Genomic DNA, 16,152 nt, shown 5'->3' on the forward strand with positions numbered 1-16,152 from the left:
AGGCGGAAGCGCTTCTGGCTCCACACGAAGGTCTTCGAAAAAACCTCCGGCCCTCCGTTCAGCCCCCAGCAAGGACCGGCAGATTGCGGGCGTCTATATAGGAATTTGGCCGCAAGGCAAGGGCGAGCCGAAAACCCGCCGCTCCAAGGACGACATGTCGCGGCGTCTTCAGCTTGTATGCGGGACGCGCTTGTTCACCGTTTCCGGGAAGAAATCGGGCGCCGCATGGCGCTGGCCGAACATCATGTCGTATTGCAGCAGACGGAAATCGCGAATGGCCGGATCGATCTTCTTCTGTCGCGCCCAATCGGGCGTGTCCTCGCCCGTCGGCGTCATCAGCAAATTACGGTCGACGACGCTGTAGCGGTCGCGCATCTGGCCGAGGAAGCCGGTGTAATAGGGATGGCTGATCCCGGCCGTGGTCAGGATATGGTAGGGCAGGAAAGCCGGGCTTACCGCGCCCATGTCCGCGGCCGGCCCGGTGCGGTTCGACCATACGACGAGCGGCGTCTGGTGATGCAGCAGCATCTGGTCAGGCGGCTCTTTGCGCGGCGCGACATTGTCCTTGAGGAAGCCGGTCTCGACATAGACCGGGCCGAGCGGCGGCAGATGGTCGCCGAAGAAGGCGATGACCGTCGGCCGCTTGCGGTTCTTCGCCCATTCGACAAGGCGCTCGAGGCCCTTATCGGCGTCGGATGCACCCTCGGTGAAGCTCAGCAGGGAATCCTTTGCCCACTGGCTGGTCGGCGCCTGCACCTTGTGGGTCGGATTGTAATAGCGATTCGGCTCGTAGGGTCCGTGATTCTGCAGGCTGACGGCGAAGAAGAAGAGCGGATCGTCGCTGGCATCGGCCTCGCGGATGATCTCGTCGGTCATTGCCGCGTCCGAGGCCAGCGGCCCGCGCTTTTCGAGATATGGCATATTTTCTTCCGACTTGAAGTCGTCGAAGCCGAAATCCGCGTAGACCGGCGTGCGGTTCCAGAACCAGCTCGTGCCGGGATGGATAGCGCGCGTCTCATAGCCCTGGCTCTTCAGGAACGTCGCCATCGACGGCACCGGGGCGCGGACATATTGCTGGTAGGGGATGCTGCCGGCCGGCAGGAAGGCGTTGGAAAAGCCGGTCAGCGCCTCGAATTCGACATTGGCGGTCATGCCGCCGAATTCGGGTGAGAACATGTAGCCCGAGCGCAGCGCCCGCACATTGGGAATCGGATCGGGCGTGATGGTGACGCCGGGCAGCTCGGTCGGATCCCAGAACGATTCGCTCATGACAATGATGATGTCGGGCTTCTCGGCCGGCACCGAGGCCGTCACAGCAGGCCTGTCGATTGCCGCGATCGACTTGTCGGAATAACCGGCAGGCGCCGAGACATGGGCCATCGGCACGTTGAGCGCAAAGGCGAGCGCAAAACCGTTGGAGGCGTAGTTTTCCTTCTGGTCCCACATGATCGGGATGATCTGCAGCCGGTCGCGCGTCCACGAGAAGGTTGCGTAGTCCATGATCGAGACGAAGAAGGCGAGCAGCGGCACGGTCAGCGTCAGCCGGGCAAGGCGCCCCTTGCGGCTGAGCGCCGGCACGCGGCGGCGCCACAGCCGCCAGCCATAAACGAGCAGCCACAGCCCACCGACGATGCCGCCCGCCAGGGCGAGGGCGGTTCCCGGGCGTTCGCGCACCAGAAGCGGCATCAGCGCCACGATCTGGCGTGAATAGAGGAAATCGGTCGGATAGAGCGGATCGCCGAGATAGAGCGATTTCTGATGGCCGACAAAGGCCAGCGCCAGGGTAAGCGGCGCGACGATCATCAGGCTCTGGTGGCTGCGGCCGAGCACGGCGTCGAGGCCGACCAGGATCAGCGCGAAGATGATGATGGTGGTCCAGCCCGGCTTGAAGGGCTGCAGGAAGAAGGCGACGGTTCCGGCAAAGTCGCCGCGCACGATCAGTTCGGTCGCAAAAACCAGGATGGTGGCGGCGAGAAGGCTGACGAGGCCATAGCGGATAACGGGCCATTTCCGGCCCGGCAGATAGCCGGTGGCCGGATCGCCTTCCAGAAACTGTGGCGCGGCTTTGCCAACGCCTTTCCTAGTCCTTGCCACCTTACAATTCCCCCGACCATACACAAAAGTGTCATTGAGCTGTCATCTATACGTCACGAAAAGCTAGCGCCTGTGGCTGAAATAAGAAGAGCCAGCAAACGAATCGTGAGCGATTTTCATCATGAGTGATCGAAAAAAAGCCTTTTGGAACAGGGACTCGGCCAGCGATACCGAGCCGGAGCGGCCCGGGTCGAGCCGATGGCGGACTTGACTTGCGCGCCCGCCTCGCGTCACAGGCAGGAAAAATCAGCCGCTTGGGGAGCCACACATGGCCGTCGCATTCACCTTTCCGGGACAGGGCAGCCAGGCTGTCGGCATGGGCAAGGACCTCGCCGACGCCTTTCCAGAATCGCGGAAGATATTCGAAGAGGTTGACGACGCGCTTGGCGAAAACCTGTCGAAGCTGATCTGGGATGGGCCGGAAGAGAGACTGACGCTGACCGCCAATGCCCAGCCGGCGCTGATGGCTGTGTCGCTCGCCGCGATCCGGGCGCTGGAATCGCGCGGCTTCTCGTTGAAGGACAAGGTCGCCTATGTCGCCGGCCATTCGCTCGGCGAATATTCAGCACTTGCCGCAACCGGTTTCGTTTCGGTCGCCGATGCCGCCCGGCTCTTGCGTATCCGCGGCAATGCCATGCAGGCTGCTGTGCCGGCCGGCGAAGGCGCCATGGCGGCGATCATCGGGCTGGAACAGGCCGATGTCGAAGCCGCCTGCGCTGAAGCGGCCAAAGGTTCAGCCAAAGATTCAGTTTGCCAGATCGCCAACGACAATGGCGGTGGCCAACTGGTGATCTCCGGCGCCAGGGCAGCGATCGAACTGGGGGCGAGACTGTGCACGGAAAAGGGCGCCAAGCGGGCGCTGATGCTGCAGGTTTCGGCGCCTTTCCATTCGGCGCTGATGGCGCCGGCGGCCGAGATCATGCGCGAGGCACTGGCCGAAGTCACGAAGAACGCGCCCGTCGTGCCGGTGGTCTCCAACGTGTCGGTCACCCCGTCCAGCGATCCGGACGCAATCGCCCGCAGCCTGGTCGAACAGGTGACGGGGCGCGTGCGCTGGCGCGAAACGGTGGAGTGGTTCGGCGCGAATGGCATTGCGACGCTATACGAGGTGGGCGCCGGCAAGGTGCTGTCGGGACTGGCGCGGCGCATCAACCGCGACATCGCCACCGGCGCCGTCGGCACGCCAGCCGATGTCGAGGCGGCGCTGGCGGCGCTGGGGTGAGCCGCCACTTGGCTTGAATTCACTGGCGCTTGGCGCTACATGAATACATGTATCGCAAGGAGGTCCGGCATGCCCACATCGATCCGCCTTTCTCCTGAAGTCGAACAGCGCCTGGATTTTCTCGCAGCCAAGACTGGTCGCAGCAAGGCCTACTATCTGCGCGAGCTCATCGAACGTGGTCTGGAAGACATGGAGGACTATTATTTGGCCGCCGAAGTCCTGGAGCGGATCAGGCGCGGTGAAGAGGACGTCATGAGAGCCGAGGACTTCTGGCGTGGCCTGGACGCTTGAATATGCCCGCTCGGCGCGTAAGTTCGTCGAAAAACTGGATCCGCAGACACGTCACCGCATCCGCGATTTTATTGAAAATCGCATTGCCGTCCTCGATAATCCGCGTGAACTCGGCAAGCCACTGAAGGGTCCGCTCGCAACCTTTTGGAGATATCGCGTCGGCGACTATAGGATCATTTGCGATGTCCAGGATAACCGGCTCGTCATTCTGGTGGTAACCATAGGCCACCGAGGCGATGTCTATAAATAGTCGAACTCACCGGCCTGTATGATTTGAAAAGGAATAATACATGTTTGAATTGACCGGCCGCAAGGCGCTCGTCACAGGCGCATCGGGGGGCATCGGCGAGGCGATCGCCCGGGTGCTGCATGCGCAGGGCGCCATCGTCGGCCTGCACGGCACCCGCGTCGAAAAGCTGGAGACGCTGGCCGCCGAGCTCGGCGACCGGGTCAAGCTGTTCCCGGCCAACCTTTCCAATCGCGACGAGGTCAAGGCGCTTGGCCAGAAGGTCGAGGCCGATCTCGAAGGCGTCGACATTCTTGTCAACAATGCCGGCATCGCCAAGGACGGCCTTTTCGTGCGCATGGCGGACGCCGACTGGGATACGGTGCTCGAGGTCAATCTGACCGCCGTGTTCCGGCTGACCCGCGAACTCACCCATCCGATGATGCGGCGCCGGCACGGCCGCATCATCAACATCACCTCTGTGGTTGGCGTTACCGGCAATCCCGGCCAGACCAATTACTGCGCCTCCAAGGCCGGCATGATCGGCTTTTCCAAGTCGCTGGCGCAGGAGATCGCCACCCGCAACATCACTGTCAACTGCGTCGCCCCGGGCTTCATCGAATCGGCGATGACCGACAAGCTCAACGACAAGCAGAAAGAGGCGATCATGGCGGCGATCCCGACACGGCGCATGGGCACCAGCGCCGAAGTCGCCTCCGCCGTCGCCTACCTCGCCTCCAACGAAGCTGCCTATGTCACCGGCCAGACCATTCATGTGAATGGCGGCATGGCGATGATTTGACAGTTGCGGGAAAACACCCGTTTTCGCCTTGGACCCAGGCCGATTTTCGTGTAATGCGGCCCGCAACCCGGCGGTTCGGGCAAAAACCGGTCCGGTGCCGTTGCGTTTCCGACAGGACCATCTTTCAGCTTGATTAGCGGCATTCTGCCCGCTAACGAAGACAGACAAACAAAAGACGAGGATGCCCAAATGAGTGACACCGCAGAGCGCGTCAAGAAGATCGTTATCGAGCACCTTGGCGTCGATGCCGACAAGGTGACGGAGCAGGCGAGCTTCATCGATGATCTGGGCGCGGACAGTCTCGACACGGTCGAACTCGTCATGGCGTTCGAAGAAGAATTCGGCGTCGAGATCCCGGACGATGCGGCCGAAACTATTCTGACTGTTGGCGATGCGGTGAAGTACATCGATAAGGCTTCGGCCTGACGCTATTTGCAGTCACCACCGAGGAGGACCTGCGATGAGGCGTGTCGTCGTCACGGGCCTTGGGCTGCTTTCGCCGTTCGGCGTGGGCTTCGAGCATGGCTGGAAGGAGCTTCTGACCGGCCGCAGCGCAGCCAAGCGCATCACCGAGTTCGAGGTGGAGGATCTTGCCTGCAAGGTCGCCCACGTCATTCCGCGCGGCAATGGTGAGAACGCCACCTTCAATCCCGAGGCCGTTCTCGAGCCGAAGGAACTGCGCAAGATCGGCGACTTCATCCTCTACGGGATCGCGGCTGCCGACGAGGCGCTGAAGGATTCGGGGTGGGCGCCGAAGTCGCATGAGGAGCAGTGCGCCACCGGGGTGCTGATCGGCTCCGGCATCGGCGGCATCGAAGGCATCGCCGAGAACGCGATGATCCTGAAGGAGCGCGGTCCACGCCGCATCAGCCCGTTCTTTATCCCCGGCCAGATCATCAATCTCGTATCCGGCCAGGTTTCGATCCGGCATGGGCTGAAAGGCCCCAACCACGCTGTCGTCACCGCTTGCTCCACCGGCGCGCACGCCATCGGCGATGCTGCCCGGCTGATCATGTGGGGCGATGCCGACGTGATGGTCGCAGGCGGCGCGGAAGCGCCGGTGACGCGGCTGTCGATCGCCGGTTTCGCGGCCTGCCGGGCGCTGTCGACCGACCGCAACGACGCTCCGGAAACGGCCTCGCGTCCCTATGACCGCGACCGCGATGGCTTCGTCATGGGTGAGGGCGCCGGCGTCGTCATTCTGGAGGAGCTGGAGCACGCCAAGGCTCGCGGCGCCAAGATCTATGCGGAAGTCACCGGTTACGGCCTGACCGGCGATGCCTATCACATCACCGCGCCGGCCGAAGATGGCGACGGCGCCTTCCGCTGCATGGTTGCGGCGCTGAACCGGGCCAAGCTGACGCCCGCAGACGTCGACTACATCAACGCGCACGGCACCTCGACCATGGCCGACACGATCGAGCTCGGCGCCGTCGAGCGGCTGGTCGGCAACGCCGCGTCGAAAATATCGATGTCGTCGACCAAGTCGTCGATAGGCCATCTTCTGGGTGCGGCGGGCGCCGCCGAGGCGATCTTTTCGATCCTCGCCATTCGCGATAACATCGCGCCGGCCACCATCAATCTCGACAATCCGGAACGCGAAACGGCGATCGACCTGGTGCCGCACAAGCCGCGCGCCCGCCAGATCGACGTGGCGCTGTCCAATTCCTTCGGCTTCGGCGGCACCAACGCCTCGCTGGTTTTCCAGCGCTACAATGGCTGACCGGTCCGCCGGCCGGCACGGTGTATGCCTGCCGTCAATTTTGCCATATTCGCCCCTACTCTGCCCAAGGGGATTCGTTGCAGGACCAAACGGTAGGGCGCCATGAACACGAATGCGGCGGACAACGGGGAATTCGGGCGACGATCCACACCGTCGAGTCCGATCGTGCCGAAGACGGCCAGCGAGGCATTGCGGCCTGAAGCCGGCACGCCGCCGCCCAAGCGCTCGCGCGCCTCGCGCAGCCAGTTCGTTGTGTTCATGAACTTCGTCATCTCCTTGGTGATGCTGTTGGTTCTGGCGGCCGGTTTTGCATTGTATTTCGGCAAGCAGGAATTCAACGAGCCCGGCCCGTCTGCCAATGCCGACACTTTCCTGGTCAAGCCGAACACCGGCGTCCAGGAAATTGCAGAGCAGCTCGAGCGGCGCGGACTGATCAGCGACGCGCGCATCTTCCGCCTTGGCGTGCGTGCCTTTGGCAATGATTCGGCACTGAAGGCCGGCGAATACGAGATCAAACCGCAGGCCTCCATGCGCGACATCATGGAGTTGCTGAAGAGCGGCAAGTCGGTGATGTATTCGCTGACCGTCCCCGAGGGACTGACGGTCGAGCAGGCGCTGCAGCGCATCGCCGATCAGGCAGCGCTCGACGGCGATATGCCGGCGATCATTCCACCCGAGGGCAGCCTTGCTACCGACACGCTGCGTTTCACCCGCGGCGCGACACGCCAGCAGATGGTCGATAAGCTTTTGGCGGATCAGAAGAAGCTGGTCGAGGACGTCTGGCAGCGACGCGCCCCCGATCTGCCTCTGGCCAATGTCGACGACTTCGTCATCCTGGCTTCGATCGTCGAGAAGGAGACGGGCAAGGGCGACGAACGCTCACGGGTCGCCGCCGTCTTTCTCAATCGGCTGGCCAAGGGCATGCGGCTGCAGTCCGATCCGACCATTATTTACGGCCTGTTCGGCGGCAAGGGCAAACCCGCGGACCGCCCGATCTACCAGTCGGACATCAAGAAGCCGACGCCTTACAACACTTATCTGATCAATGGCTTGCCGCCGACGCCGATCGCCAATCCTGGCCGCGCGGCGCTGGAGGCGGTGGCCAACCCGTCGAAGACCGACGACCTCTATTTCGTCGCCGACGGCACCGGCGGTCACGTCTTTGCCGCGACGCTCGCCGAGCACAACGAGAACGTCGCCCGCTACCGGGCGCTGCAGAAGAAGCTGGCCGATGAGGCCGCCAAGGCCGGTGCTGCCAAGGCCGACGCCGCCAAGGTGGAAGGTCAGACCGATGCGCCGGTGGACGGCGGCGACGACGGCGATGCGGGAGCGGCGGCGCAGTAGCGCCGGACGGTTCTGGGATCGTCCCTCCGATTCGTTTGACGGCAGGGACGTGCTGATTTTGTGATCAGGAGCCTCTTGCGTCCGATTCGGCGAAGGCGCTCCGTCATTTGAAGCCGCGCATGGTCTGGCCCGGAACCGCTTCCGGGCTCATGCGCCAGGGGGAAGCAAGGGCATCATGAATTTGCAGAGCATGACCGGTTTTGCACGGGCCGTCGCCGAACATGACGGCACGTCGATCGCCTGGGAGGTCAAGTCGGTCAACGGCAAGAGCGCCGAGGTCAGACTGCGGCTGCCGCAGGGCCTCGAGCGGCTGGAGCCGGCCGTCAGGCAGACAGTCCAAAAGCGCTTTGCGCGCGGCAATTTCCAGGCAACGCTGACCGTCGGCCGCGCCGCCGGCCAGCAGGCGCAGCCCGTGGTCAACGAGGACTTCCTGAGGGATCTGGCCGGGCTGGCCAAGCGGCTGCAGGAGCAGTTCGGCGCAGCGCCTGCGACAGCCGACGGGCTGCTTTCGCTACGCGGCGTGCTCGACATCCCTGAAACCACCGAAACCGAAGAGGCGCGGGCGGCGCTCGACAACGCGATTCTTTCAACGCTCGAAGTGGCGCTGGGCGGGCTGGAGCAGGCACGCCAGGGCGAGGGAGCCGCCCTGCGCTCGCTGCTGTCCGGCCATATCGACGCTATCGAGGCGCTGACGCTGCGCGCCGAGGCCGATCCGTCGCGCGAGCCGGCGGTGATCCGTGAACGGATTGCCGAGCAGGTTCGGCTGCTGATGGATGCTTCCGCCAATCTCGACGCCAGCCGGTTGCATATGGAAGCGGCGTTCCTGGCTACCAAGGCCGACATCCGCGAGGAGATCGACCGACTGAAGACGCATGTGGCGTCCGGTCGGGTGCTGCTGGCAGGCGGCGGCGCCATCGGCCGCAAGCTCGATTTTCTGGCGCAGGAATTCAACCGCGAATCGAATACGCTGTGTTCGAAGTCGAACGCCGCTGCGATCACCGCCATAGGGCTGGAGCTGAAGGCGGTCGTCGACCAGTTTCGCGAACAGGTCCAGAATCTGGAGTAGCCCTGATGGTCGCCAAGGAGCCTATGGTTGCCAGGGACTTGGGTTCCCGCATTCGCCGCCGGGGTTTGATGCTCGTGCTGTCGTCGCCGTCCGGCGCCGGCAAGTCGACCATCGCGCGCAATCTTCTGGAGAGCGATTCCAGTCTCGAACTGTCGGTCTCCGTCACCACGCGGCCGCGCCGCGGCAGCGAGATCGAAGGCGTCCACTATCATTTCCGCACCATGCGTGAGTTCGAGCGGCTGCGCGATTCCGACGAACTGCTCGAATGGGCCGAAGTGCATGGCAATTGCTATGCGACGCCGCGTGAACCGGCCGAACTGGCGCTGGCACAGGGCCGCGACATGCTGTTCGACATCGACTGGCAGGGCGCCCAGCAGCTCAAGGAGAAGATGCGCGCCGACATCGTCTCGATCTTCATCCTGCCGCCCTCGATGAAAGAATTGAAGGCGCGGCTGAAGCGCCGGGCCGAGGACCAGGAATCGGTGATCGAGACGCGTCTGAAGAACGCCCGCAACGAGATCGAGCACTGGAAGGAATATGATTTCGTCATCATCAACGACGATCTCGACCGTGCCTTCGCCGAAGTGCGCGGCATTGTCACCGCCGAGCGGCTCAGACGCGATCGCCGGCCCGGCCTGTTCGATTTCGTCTCGGGATTGCTCGACGAGAAGACGGATTGATGCCTCTTCCTTCTCCCCGTTCACGGGGAGAAGGTGGCCCGAAGGGCCGGATGAGGGGCGGCGCCGCTCCTTCGTTGGTTCGCGCTGCCCTTCATCTGCCTGCCGGCATCTTCTCCCCGCAAACGGGGAGAAGAGAGCTAAACCGCGTTGGTCAGTCGCACGAATTCCTCGACGTCAAGCGTTTCGGCGCGCCGCGTCGGGTCAATGCCGGCGCGGGTGAGCAGGGCTTCGCCGCCGAGGCTCTTGACGCTCTGCCGCAGCATTTTACGGCGCTGGCCGAAAGCCGCTTCGGTGACGCGGCTGAGCTTCTTGACCTCGGTGGGCAGGGGACTTGCCCGCGGCACCAGATGCACCACCGACGACACCACCTTGGGAGGCGGCGTGAACGCTTGCGGCGGCACGTCGAAAGCGATTTTTGCCTCCGTCCGCCAGCCAGCCAGCACGCCGAGCCGGCCATAGGCATCGCTGCCGGGGCGAGCGACGATGCGCTCGGCCACCTCGCGCTGGAACATCAGCGTCATCGATGCATAGAAGGGTGGCCACTCGGCGACGGTCAGCCAGCGTATCAAAAGTTCGGTGCCGATATTGTAGGGCAGGTTGGCGATGATCCTCACAGATCCATTGCCCCCATGTGCGCCTTTGGCAAGCGCTGCAAAATCCGTTTTCAGCGCATCGCCGGCAATGATCTCGAGCCGGCCCGGATAGTGGTCTGACACCTCCGCAAGCGCTGCCAGGCAACGCTCGTCGCGCTCGATGGCGATGACCCGACCAGCGCCGTGGGAAAGCAGCGCCCGGGTTAGGCCGCCGGGACCCGGACCAACCTCGATTACCGTGGCGTCCGTCAGATCGCCGGCGGCGCGCGCGATCTTGCCGGTCAGGTTGAGGTCGAGCAGAAAATTCTGGCCGAGCGCCTTTTTCGCCTGCAGCCCATGGCGTTCGATCACCGCGCGCAACGGCGGCAGCCCGTCGATGCTCATGCGACCGCTCTCATGCAAAGGCTCATGCGGCGGCAGCCTTCGTCTCGGTGTCGGCAAGCCTGCGGGCGAGCCTTAGCGCCGCGATCAGGCTGTCGGCCCGGGCGATGCCCTTGCCGGCGATATCGAAGGCCGTGCCGTGATCCGGTGAGGTGCGGATGAAGGGTAGGCCGAGCGTGACGTTGACCGCCTCGTCGAACGCCAGCGCCTTGGCCGGGATCAGCGCCTGGTCGTGATACATGCACAGCGCCACATCGTAGCCGGCTCGGGCACGGGCATGGAACAGCGTGTCGGCCGGCAACGGCCCGAAAGCGTCGATGCCCTCCGCCCTCAGCCTGTCGATCGCCGGGCGGATGACGTGCTCGTCCTCGGCGCCCATCGCGCCGCCTTCGCCGGCATGCGGATTGAGTCCGGCAATGGCAAGCCGCGGCTTGGCGATGCCGAAGCGATGTTCGAGGTCGGCGGCGGTGACGCGGGCGGTCGCGACGATCAAGTCCGTGGTCAGTGCTTTCGGCACCTCGCACAGCGCAATGTGGATAGTGACCGGGACCGTGCGCAACTGGGGACCGGCAAGCATCATCACCGGCATCGCTTGTGCGCCGGTGTGGAGCGTCGCCAGATGCGCCAGATATTCGGTGTGGCCGGGGAAACGGAAGCCGGCATCATAGAGCGGTTTCTTGGCGATCGGGCAGGTGACGACTGCCGCTGCGCGGCCGCCAAGGCAGTCGTCAACAGCGCGGTCGATGGCCTCGATGATGCCGGCGGCGTTGGCTGGGTCCGGCCGTCCGGGGTTGTCGACGAAGCGGGCGACAGGCGGCATGACGGGCAGGGCGCGCGCAAAGACGCGCGCCGCTTCGGCTGGCATTATTTCCGTGATTGGCACATCGGCGCCGAGCAGGCGCGCCCGTGCGGCAATCAGCGCCGGATCGGCGATAAGATAGAAGGGCGGCACAGCGGCGCTGTCGCGCGCCTGCCAGGCGGCAATGGCGATTTCCGGCCCGACGCCGGATGGATCGCCGGCGCTCAGCGCCAGCGGCAGTGCTGCCTCTGGCGACTTCAGCGCTCGACGATGCGGGCTTTCTTCCGCAACTCCTCGACATATTTCTTGGAGAGCTCGTCGGCGTCCTTGCCGCTCGCGCCTTCGCTCTGGAATACCATCTGGGCGGCCTTGTCGTCGGACACTTCGCGCGACGAACAGATGCCGATGAACTCGACGCCGCGGTCTGTTTCGCGCGTGGGGGTGGCGCCGCCGACCTTGGTGGCCTTGATCTGGTCGGCCCAGTCCGGCGGCAATTGCGGCGCCAGTATCCGGCCGAGATCGCGAACTGTGACGTCGATCAGGCCCTTGGCAAATTCGCGCGAGGTGTTGCAGCCGTTGAAGCGGGCGCGCATGGCGTCGGCCTCGCGCTTGCGCTTGGCCAACGTCGCGCTGCGCTCGGCCGCCGGCACAACGAAGATGACCTGCTGCAGCATGTACTCCATGGCGGTCGGCTTGGTGCCGCCATTGTCGAGCATGCGCCTGACCACGTCCTGCTCGCTCATGGCGCCGCCGCTGTCGGAGCGATGGCGCGCGGTCAGCGCCTGGTTCCAGGCCATCTGGGAGCGGATGAATTCCTTGAAATGCTCCTTGCCGACGCCGGACTGCGCCATGACGCCGTCGAGTTGCTTGAGCTGCATCTTGTTGGTCGTGGCAAAGCGCTGATAGGCGGCGTCGACCTGGGCGTCGCCGATGCGGATGCCGAGACGCCTGGCTTCGGCGACGCGCAGCGTCTGCTCGATCATCTCCTGGGCGGCGTCGCCTTTCTTGCGCTGCAGGCGCAGGAAGGCAGCCCGATGCTGGATGTCGCCGGTGGTGATCGGTACGTTGTTGACGACGTATTTGATCTGGCTGGCGAAAGCCGGCGGCGTCATCATGGTGATCGAGGCCGAGGTCGCCGCCACCAGCAGCGCGAACCCTGCCGAAAAGAGGTATTTCCTCATCGAAAGCATCCCAATTCTATCTCGGTTCCGGCCCAATTCTATCCCATTTTGAGGGAGCTGAAATCCGTGCCTGCGCTATGCGGCGAAACGATGTCGTTAGGAGCGATGTGCGTCCACTTGGACGCACAAGATACGCTCTAACCCTTTGAAATCTACGCATCGTGCTTTCTGAAAATCAATTCCGATTTTCGGCCGATGCGTTGGCCGGCCGCCCGTGCCGCCGTCTGTTATTGGCCAGGCGCCTGCTACTGGACAGCGTTGAAGGAGCTTTGTGTCGAGCCGAAATCGCCGAGCGTGCGGAACGACAGGTTGAAACCGATGTTCTGCGACACTTCCTTGGTGCTCAGGTCGCGGGATTCCGAGAATGTCATCAAGTAGGTGAAACATGAATCGCTATAGGCAAAGCCGACCCCGTCCTTGACCAGGACACTTTGCTCCAGATCGTAGGTGCCGGTACCGAAGACACGCCAATTCTCGGCAAGTTGCGTCGAGGCGCCGAGCGTGACCTCGTGGCGATCGGTCGTGAAGCCATAGAGCGGCTGCGCTTGGATGAAGGCGTATTTGGCGCTGAACGAAATCGGCAGGCCCGAATAGGCTGCCTTCACCTCGGCGCGGCGAACCTCGAAGCTCTGCTCGTCGAACCGGCCGCTGACCGAGCCGGACAGGCCGCTGGGGCTGTTGAAGCCGACAAGGCCGACATAATCGGAGGTCGCGGTCTCCAGGCCCGAATCGGCGCCGACGTTGACCAGGTCCGGCGCGGCGAAGGAGTTCTGGCCGTCAAGCTGGTAGGATTGGCCGAACAGCGCGTTGGTGCTCCAGCCATTGTCATAGGCGCCGGAATAGCGCAGCCCGACATTGGCGCGCGTGCCGCCTTCCAAGCGGTCGTAACCGGAGAACTTGTCGCGCTCGAACAATGTCGTGGCGTCAAAGACAAAGCTCTGCGCGTCCTCATTGGGGACAGCGAGGCCGCCGACATATTGCTCGTTCGGACGCACGAACACCTGCGCCATCGGCTCGAATACGTGGCTGGAACTGGTTGAGGAGAACAGCACCGGCCAACGCATTTCCAGCCCGGCGGTCGCCATGAAGCGGGCGAGCGACGATCGCATATCGTCGTCGACGCCGAGGTTAGACGCCATCTGATTGATGGCATTGAGCGATCCCGAAGAGGCATTGACATAGCCGGCGTCGCCGCGCAGCGCCAGCAGCGGCGTCAGCAGCAGCCCGCCATCGGTGGTGAAGGTGCGCTTCCATTCCGCTTCGGCGGTGAGACGGCCCGACTGGCCATCGATGCCGCGTACACTAGTCACGGACGCAGCGTTGTTCGGATCGGCAAGGACCCTGTCCAGCCTGTCGCGGCTGATGGCCTGCGCGTTGACATTGAACGACAACTGCCCGCCGCCCACCGCCATGTCGGGGATGTAGGCGTAGTCGAGCGAGGGCAGCACCCAGGGCTGCTTGCCGGCGCGCGCGGTCGGATCGTCAGAGAGCGTCTCTTCCTGGACCTCGAAACGCATGGCGCGCACGTCGAAATAGTTGCGGCCGTTGAGGCCGGTCAGGTAGATCGAGGAGTGATGCACGCTGTCGTTGAAGTCTTCGATGGCGTAGGTGCGGGAGAAGTTCTTGTCGGTCTGCAGCAGGACATCCCAGCCGAAGTCCCAGCGCGGATTGATGGCGAACTGGCCCTTGGTGCCCATCATGCCGCGGAACTTGTTCGGATCGCCGGCCGCACCCGAATCGACATTGTGCCCGTCGCTGTCGATGAACTCGTCGGGATCCACTTGCCGGATGCCGGCGATCTTCAGGCTGTACTGGCCGTTGTTGAAGCGCTGGCGCCACTCGGCTTCGCCGAGAAAGCCCTGCTTGGTGTAGCCGCTGCCGGTGACGGTCAGGTCGTAGGTCGGTGAGAGCGCGAAATAATAGGGGACTTTGACGCCGACGCCGAGATCGCTCTTGTAGGCGATGCCTGGAATCAGGAAGCCGCTCTTGCGCTTGACGGTCGGGTCGGCAATCTCGAAAGCCGGCAGATAGGCGAGCGGAAAGCCGAAGAACTCGAAATTCGAATTCTCGAACCGAACCGTCTTCTTTTCGCCGTTCCAGATGATCTTTCTGGCCTTGATGCGCCAGGTCGGCGCTTTGTCGGGTTTGTCCTCGCACGGCTCACAGGCCGTGTAGACGCCGTTGTGGAACGTCGTCAGCACGCCGCCCATGCGTTCCGCGCTTTCGGCGGCGAAATAGGCCTTGTCGACGGTTTCGACACGCAGCGCGTTGACGAAGCCGTCGGCGAAATCGTCGGTGATGTCGACGTGCTGCGAATAGATCTTGGTGCCGTCGCTGTTGACGACCTCGACATTGCCGCTGGCGACGAGCCGCTTGGTGTTGCGATTGTATTCGACCCGCTGCGCGACGAGGCGGTTGCCGCCATAATCGATCTGCACGCCGCCGACGGCCGTCACTGTCTGGTTGTCGTTGTCATAGACCAGCGTATCTGCCGCCAGCAGCATTTGCGAGCCGGCGGGGACGTCGGCTGCCATGCCGCTGATATCCTGGCCAAAAGCCGGGATATTCGGGACGACACAAGCGAGCAGGCATGCCAAGGCGCTCGCCCCATAGAGGCGCGCCAAACCGGCCTGCCTATGGATGCGCAAAACCGCCCCCCTCACTAGCCGTCTTCCTTGTACAGCAAGAAAGTCACCCCGAAGAACATAGCCACGACAACCGGAACCCATGCAGCCACGACTGTGGGTACGAATCCCGCCACGCCGAATGCCTTGACCAGCACTGTCACGACATAAAGCAGAAACCCGGCCAGGACGCCACCCAGAATCATCGTCGCGGATTGTCCCATCCTCGCAAATCGCATCGACACCGTTGCGGCGATCAGCGTCATGGCGACGAGAAGGAACGGCAACGCCACCAGCGAATCGAACTGCATGGCAAAGGCATTTGCCTTGAGGCCGAAGGAGCGGGCAACCTCGATCTTGCCGGGCAGATCGTAGAAAGGGATGGTTTCCGGGCGCGCCAGCCTTTCTTGCACGAATTCGGGCTTGAGATTGGTCGGCACCCGGTCGCTTGCCACCGATTGAATGTTGCCGTCCCGGAAAACCTTGACGTCCTGCAGTTCCCAGTAGCCATCCCGCAAATAGGCGTGCACCGCGTCCTTGCGTTCGACGATGTCGCCTTGCGGGTTGAGGACGAAGAAGACGGTGTCGGCCATCTCCAGGCCCTGATTGAGAATGGCGCGCGCGCCGATGATGGTATCGCCGGAACTGGTCTTCTGCCGGATCCAGGGCTCGGCGTCGGCCGACACGATGTTCGACTTGCCGGAGCGGAGCTGGGTTTCGATTTTTTCGGACCAGGAAAACGCGTACGCTGCGATCGGATTGATGACGCCGACCGACAACACCCCGAACAGCAGCGCCCCGATGCAGCACGGCAGCAGGAATTGCCATGCGGACACGCCGGCGGAACGCGCGATGACCAGTTCATATCTGCGATTGAGCGAGACCAGCGTCGCCATCGCCGAGAACAGGCCGACGAACGGCACCGTCTGCAGCATGATCATCGGCATCCGCAACCCTGAAATGGCGAACGCCGTGCCATAGGTGAAACCCGGCAAGCCAGTCGTGCGGCCGGAAAGCTCGGTGAAGTCGATCAGGAACACAAGCGCCAGGAGGCCGATGAAGAACCAGATGGTGATCGTCACGTAGCGGAAGAAGAAGTATCTGCCCAGAGTCCAGCCCATTAGCG

The 16,152-nt window shown here is 63.4% G+C and carries 15 protein-coding genes; 9 read left to right on the top strand and 6 right to left on the bottom strand.

Features of this window, described 5'->3' with window-relative positions:
- Positions 1–168: 168 nt before the first annotated feature.
- Positions 169–2,094, bottom strand: coding sequence for an LTA synthase family protein (locus AC0L25_RS15465; RefSeq protein WP_473596296.1), 1,926 nt, complete (start codon positions 2,092–2,094; stop codon positions 169–171).
- A 268-nt stretch (positions 2,095–2,362) separates the two neighbouring features.
- On the opposite strand from AC0L25_RS15465, the gene fabD reads away from it, so the two are divergent.
- The 9 genes from fabD to gmk all read left to right on the top strand — a co-directional run bounded on the left by fabD (position 2,363) and on the right by gmk (position 9,448).
- On the top strand, positions 2,363–3,316 hold the full coding sequence (gene fabD / locus AC0L25_RS15470) for an ACP S-malonyltransferase (protein WP_473596297.1): 954 nt from the start codon (positions 2,363–2,365) through the stop codon (positions 3,314–3,316).
- A gap of 69 nt (positions 3,317–3,385) precedes the next feature.
- On the top strand, positions 3,386–3,607 hold the full coding sequence (relB, locus tag AC0L25_RS15475) for a type II toxin-antitoxin system RelB family antitoxin (protein ID WP_473596298.1): 222 nt from the start codon (positions 3,386–3,388) through the stop codon (positions 3,605–3,607).
- Positions 3,591–3,857 carry a type II toxin-antitoxin system RelE family toxin gene (locus tag AC0L25_RS15480; RefSeq protein WP_473596299.1) on the top strand — a complete coding sequence of 89 codons (267 nt, stop codon included), beginning with the start codon at positions 3,591–3,593 and terminating at the stop codon, positions 3,855–3,857. Before relB ends, AC0L25_RS15480 begins: the two co-directional genes overlap by 17 nt.
- Before the next feature lie 40 nt (positions 3,858–3,897).
- Positions 3,898–4,635, top strand: coding sequence for a 3-oxoacyl-[acyl-carrier-protein] reductase (gene fabG / locus AC0L25_RS15485; RefSeq protein WP_473596300.1), 738 nt, complete (start codon positions 3,898–3,900; stop codon positions 4,633–4,635).
- Positions 4,636–4,824: 189 nt separating this feature from the next.
- Positions 4,825–5,061, top strand: coding sequence for an acyl carrier protein (locus AC0L25_RS15490; protein ID WP_006203723.1), 237 nt, complete (start codon positions 4,825–4,827; stop codon positions 5,059–5,061).
- A 34-nt stretch (positions 5,062–5,095) separates the two neighbouring features.
- The gene (gene fabF, locus AC0L25_RS15495) at positions 5,096–6,358 is read left to right on the top strand and encodes a beta-ketoacyl-ACP synthase II (protein ID WP_473596301.1); all 1,263 of its coding nucleotides are present in this window, start codon (positions 5,096–5,098) and stop codon (positions 6,356–6,358) included.
- Between the two features lie 102 nt (positions 6,359–6,460).
- Positions 6,461–7,702: an endolytic transglycosylase MltG gene (gene mltG, locus AC0L25_RS15500; RefSeq protein WP_473596302.1), complete on the top strand. Its 1,242-nt coding sequence runs from the start codon at positions 6,461–6,463 to the stop codon at positions 7,700–7,702.
- 175 nt (positions 7,703–7,877) lie between these two features.
- Positions 7,878–8,768, top strand: coding sequence for a YicC/YloC family endoribonuclease (locus tag AC0L25_RS15505; RefSeq protein WP_473596303.1), 891 nt, complete (start codon positions 7,878–7,880; stop codon positions 8,766–8,768).
- Positions 8,769–8,773: 5 nt separating this feature from the next.
- Positions 8,774–9,448, top strand: coding sequence for a guanylate kinase (gene gmk / locus AC0L25_RS15510; protein ID WP_167378860.1), 675 nt, complete (start codon positions 8,774–8,776; stop codon positions 9,446–9,448).
- A gap of 137 nt (positions 9,449–9,585) precedes the next feature.
- Here gmk and rsmA read toward each other — a convergent pair whose 3' ends face one another.
- The 5 genes from rsmA to lptG all read right to left on the bottom strand — a co-directional run bounded on the left by rsmA (position 9,586) and on the right by lptG (position 16,147).
- Complete coding sequence (gene rsmA / locus AC0L25_RS15515; protein WP_473596304.1) at positions 9,586–10,425, bottom strand: 16S rRNA (adenine(1518)-N(6)/adenine(1519)-N(6))-dimethyltransferase RsmA; 840 nt, start codon at positions 10,423–10,425, stop codon at positions 9,586–9,588.
- A 22-nt stretch (positions 10,426–10,447) separates the two neighbouring features.
- The gene (pdxA, locus tag AC0L25_RS15520) at positions 10,448–11,482 is read right to left on the bottom strand and encodes a 4-hydroxythreonine-4-phosphate dehydrogenase PdxA (RefSeq protein ID WP_473596359.1); all 1,035 of its coding nucleotides are present in this window, start codon (positions 11,480–11,482) and stop codon (positions 10,448–10,450) included.
- Positions 11,479–12,411, bottom strand: coding sequence for a SurA N-terminal domain-containing protein (locus tag AC0L25_RS15525; protein WP_473596305.1), 933 nt, complete (start codon positions 12,409–12,411; stop codon positions 11,479–11,481). Before AC0L25_RS15525 ends, pdxA begins: the two co-directional genes overlap by 4 nt.
- 236 nt (positions 12,412–12,647) lie before the next feature.
- Positions 12,648–14,936 (bottom strand): LPS-assembly protein LptD, encoded by a 2,289-nt coding sequence (locus AC0L25_RS15530; RefSeq protein ID WP_473596306.1) that lies wholly within the window; start codon positions 14,934–14,936, stop codon positions 12,648–12,650.
- Positions 14,937–15,064: 128 nt separating this feature from the next.
- Positions 15,065–16,147 carry an LPS export ABC transporter permease LptG gene (lptG, locus tag AC0L25_RS15535; RefSeq protein ID WP_473596307.1) on the bottom strand — a complete coding sequence of 361 codons (1,083 nt, stop codon included), beginning with the start codon at positions 16,145–16,147 and terminating at the stop codon, positions 15,065–15,067.
- Positions 16,148–16,152 lie beyond the last annotated feature (5 nt).

The sequence above is a fragment of the Mesorhizobium sp. WSM4813 genome, from assembly GCF_055811555.1.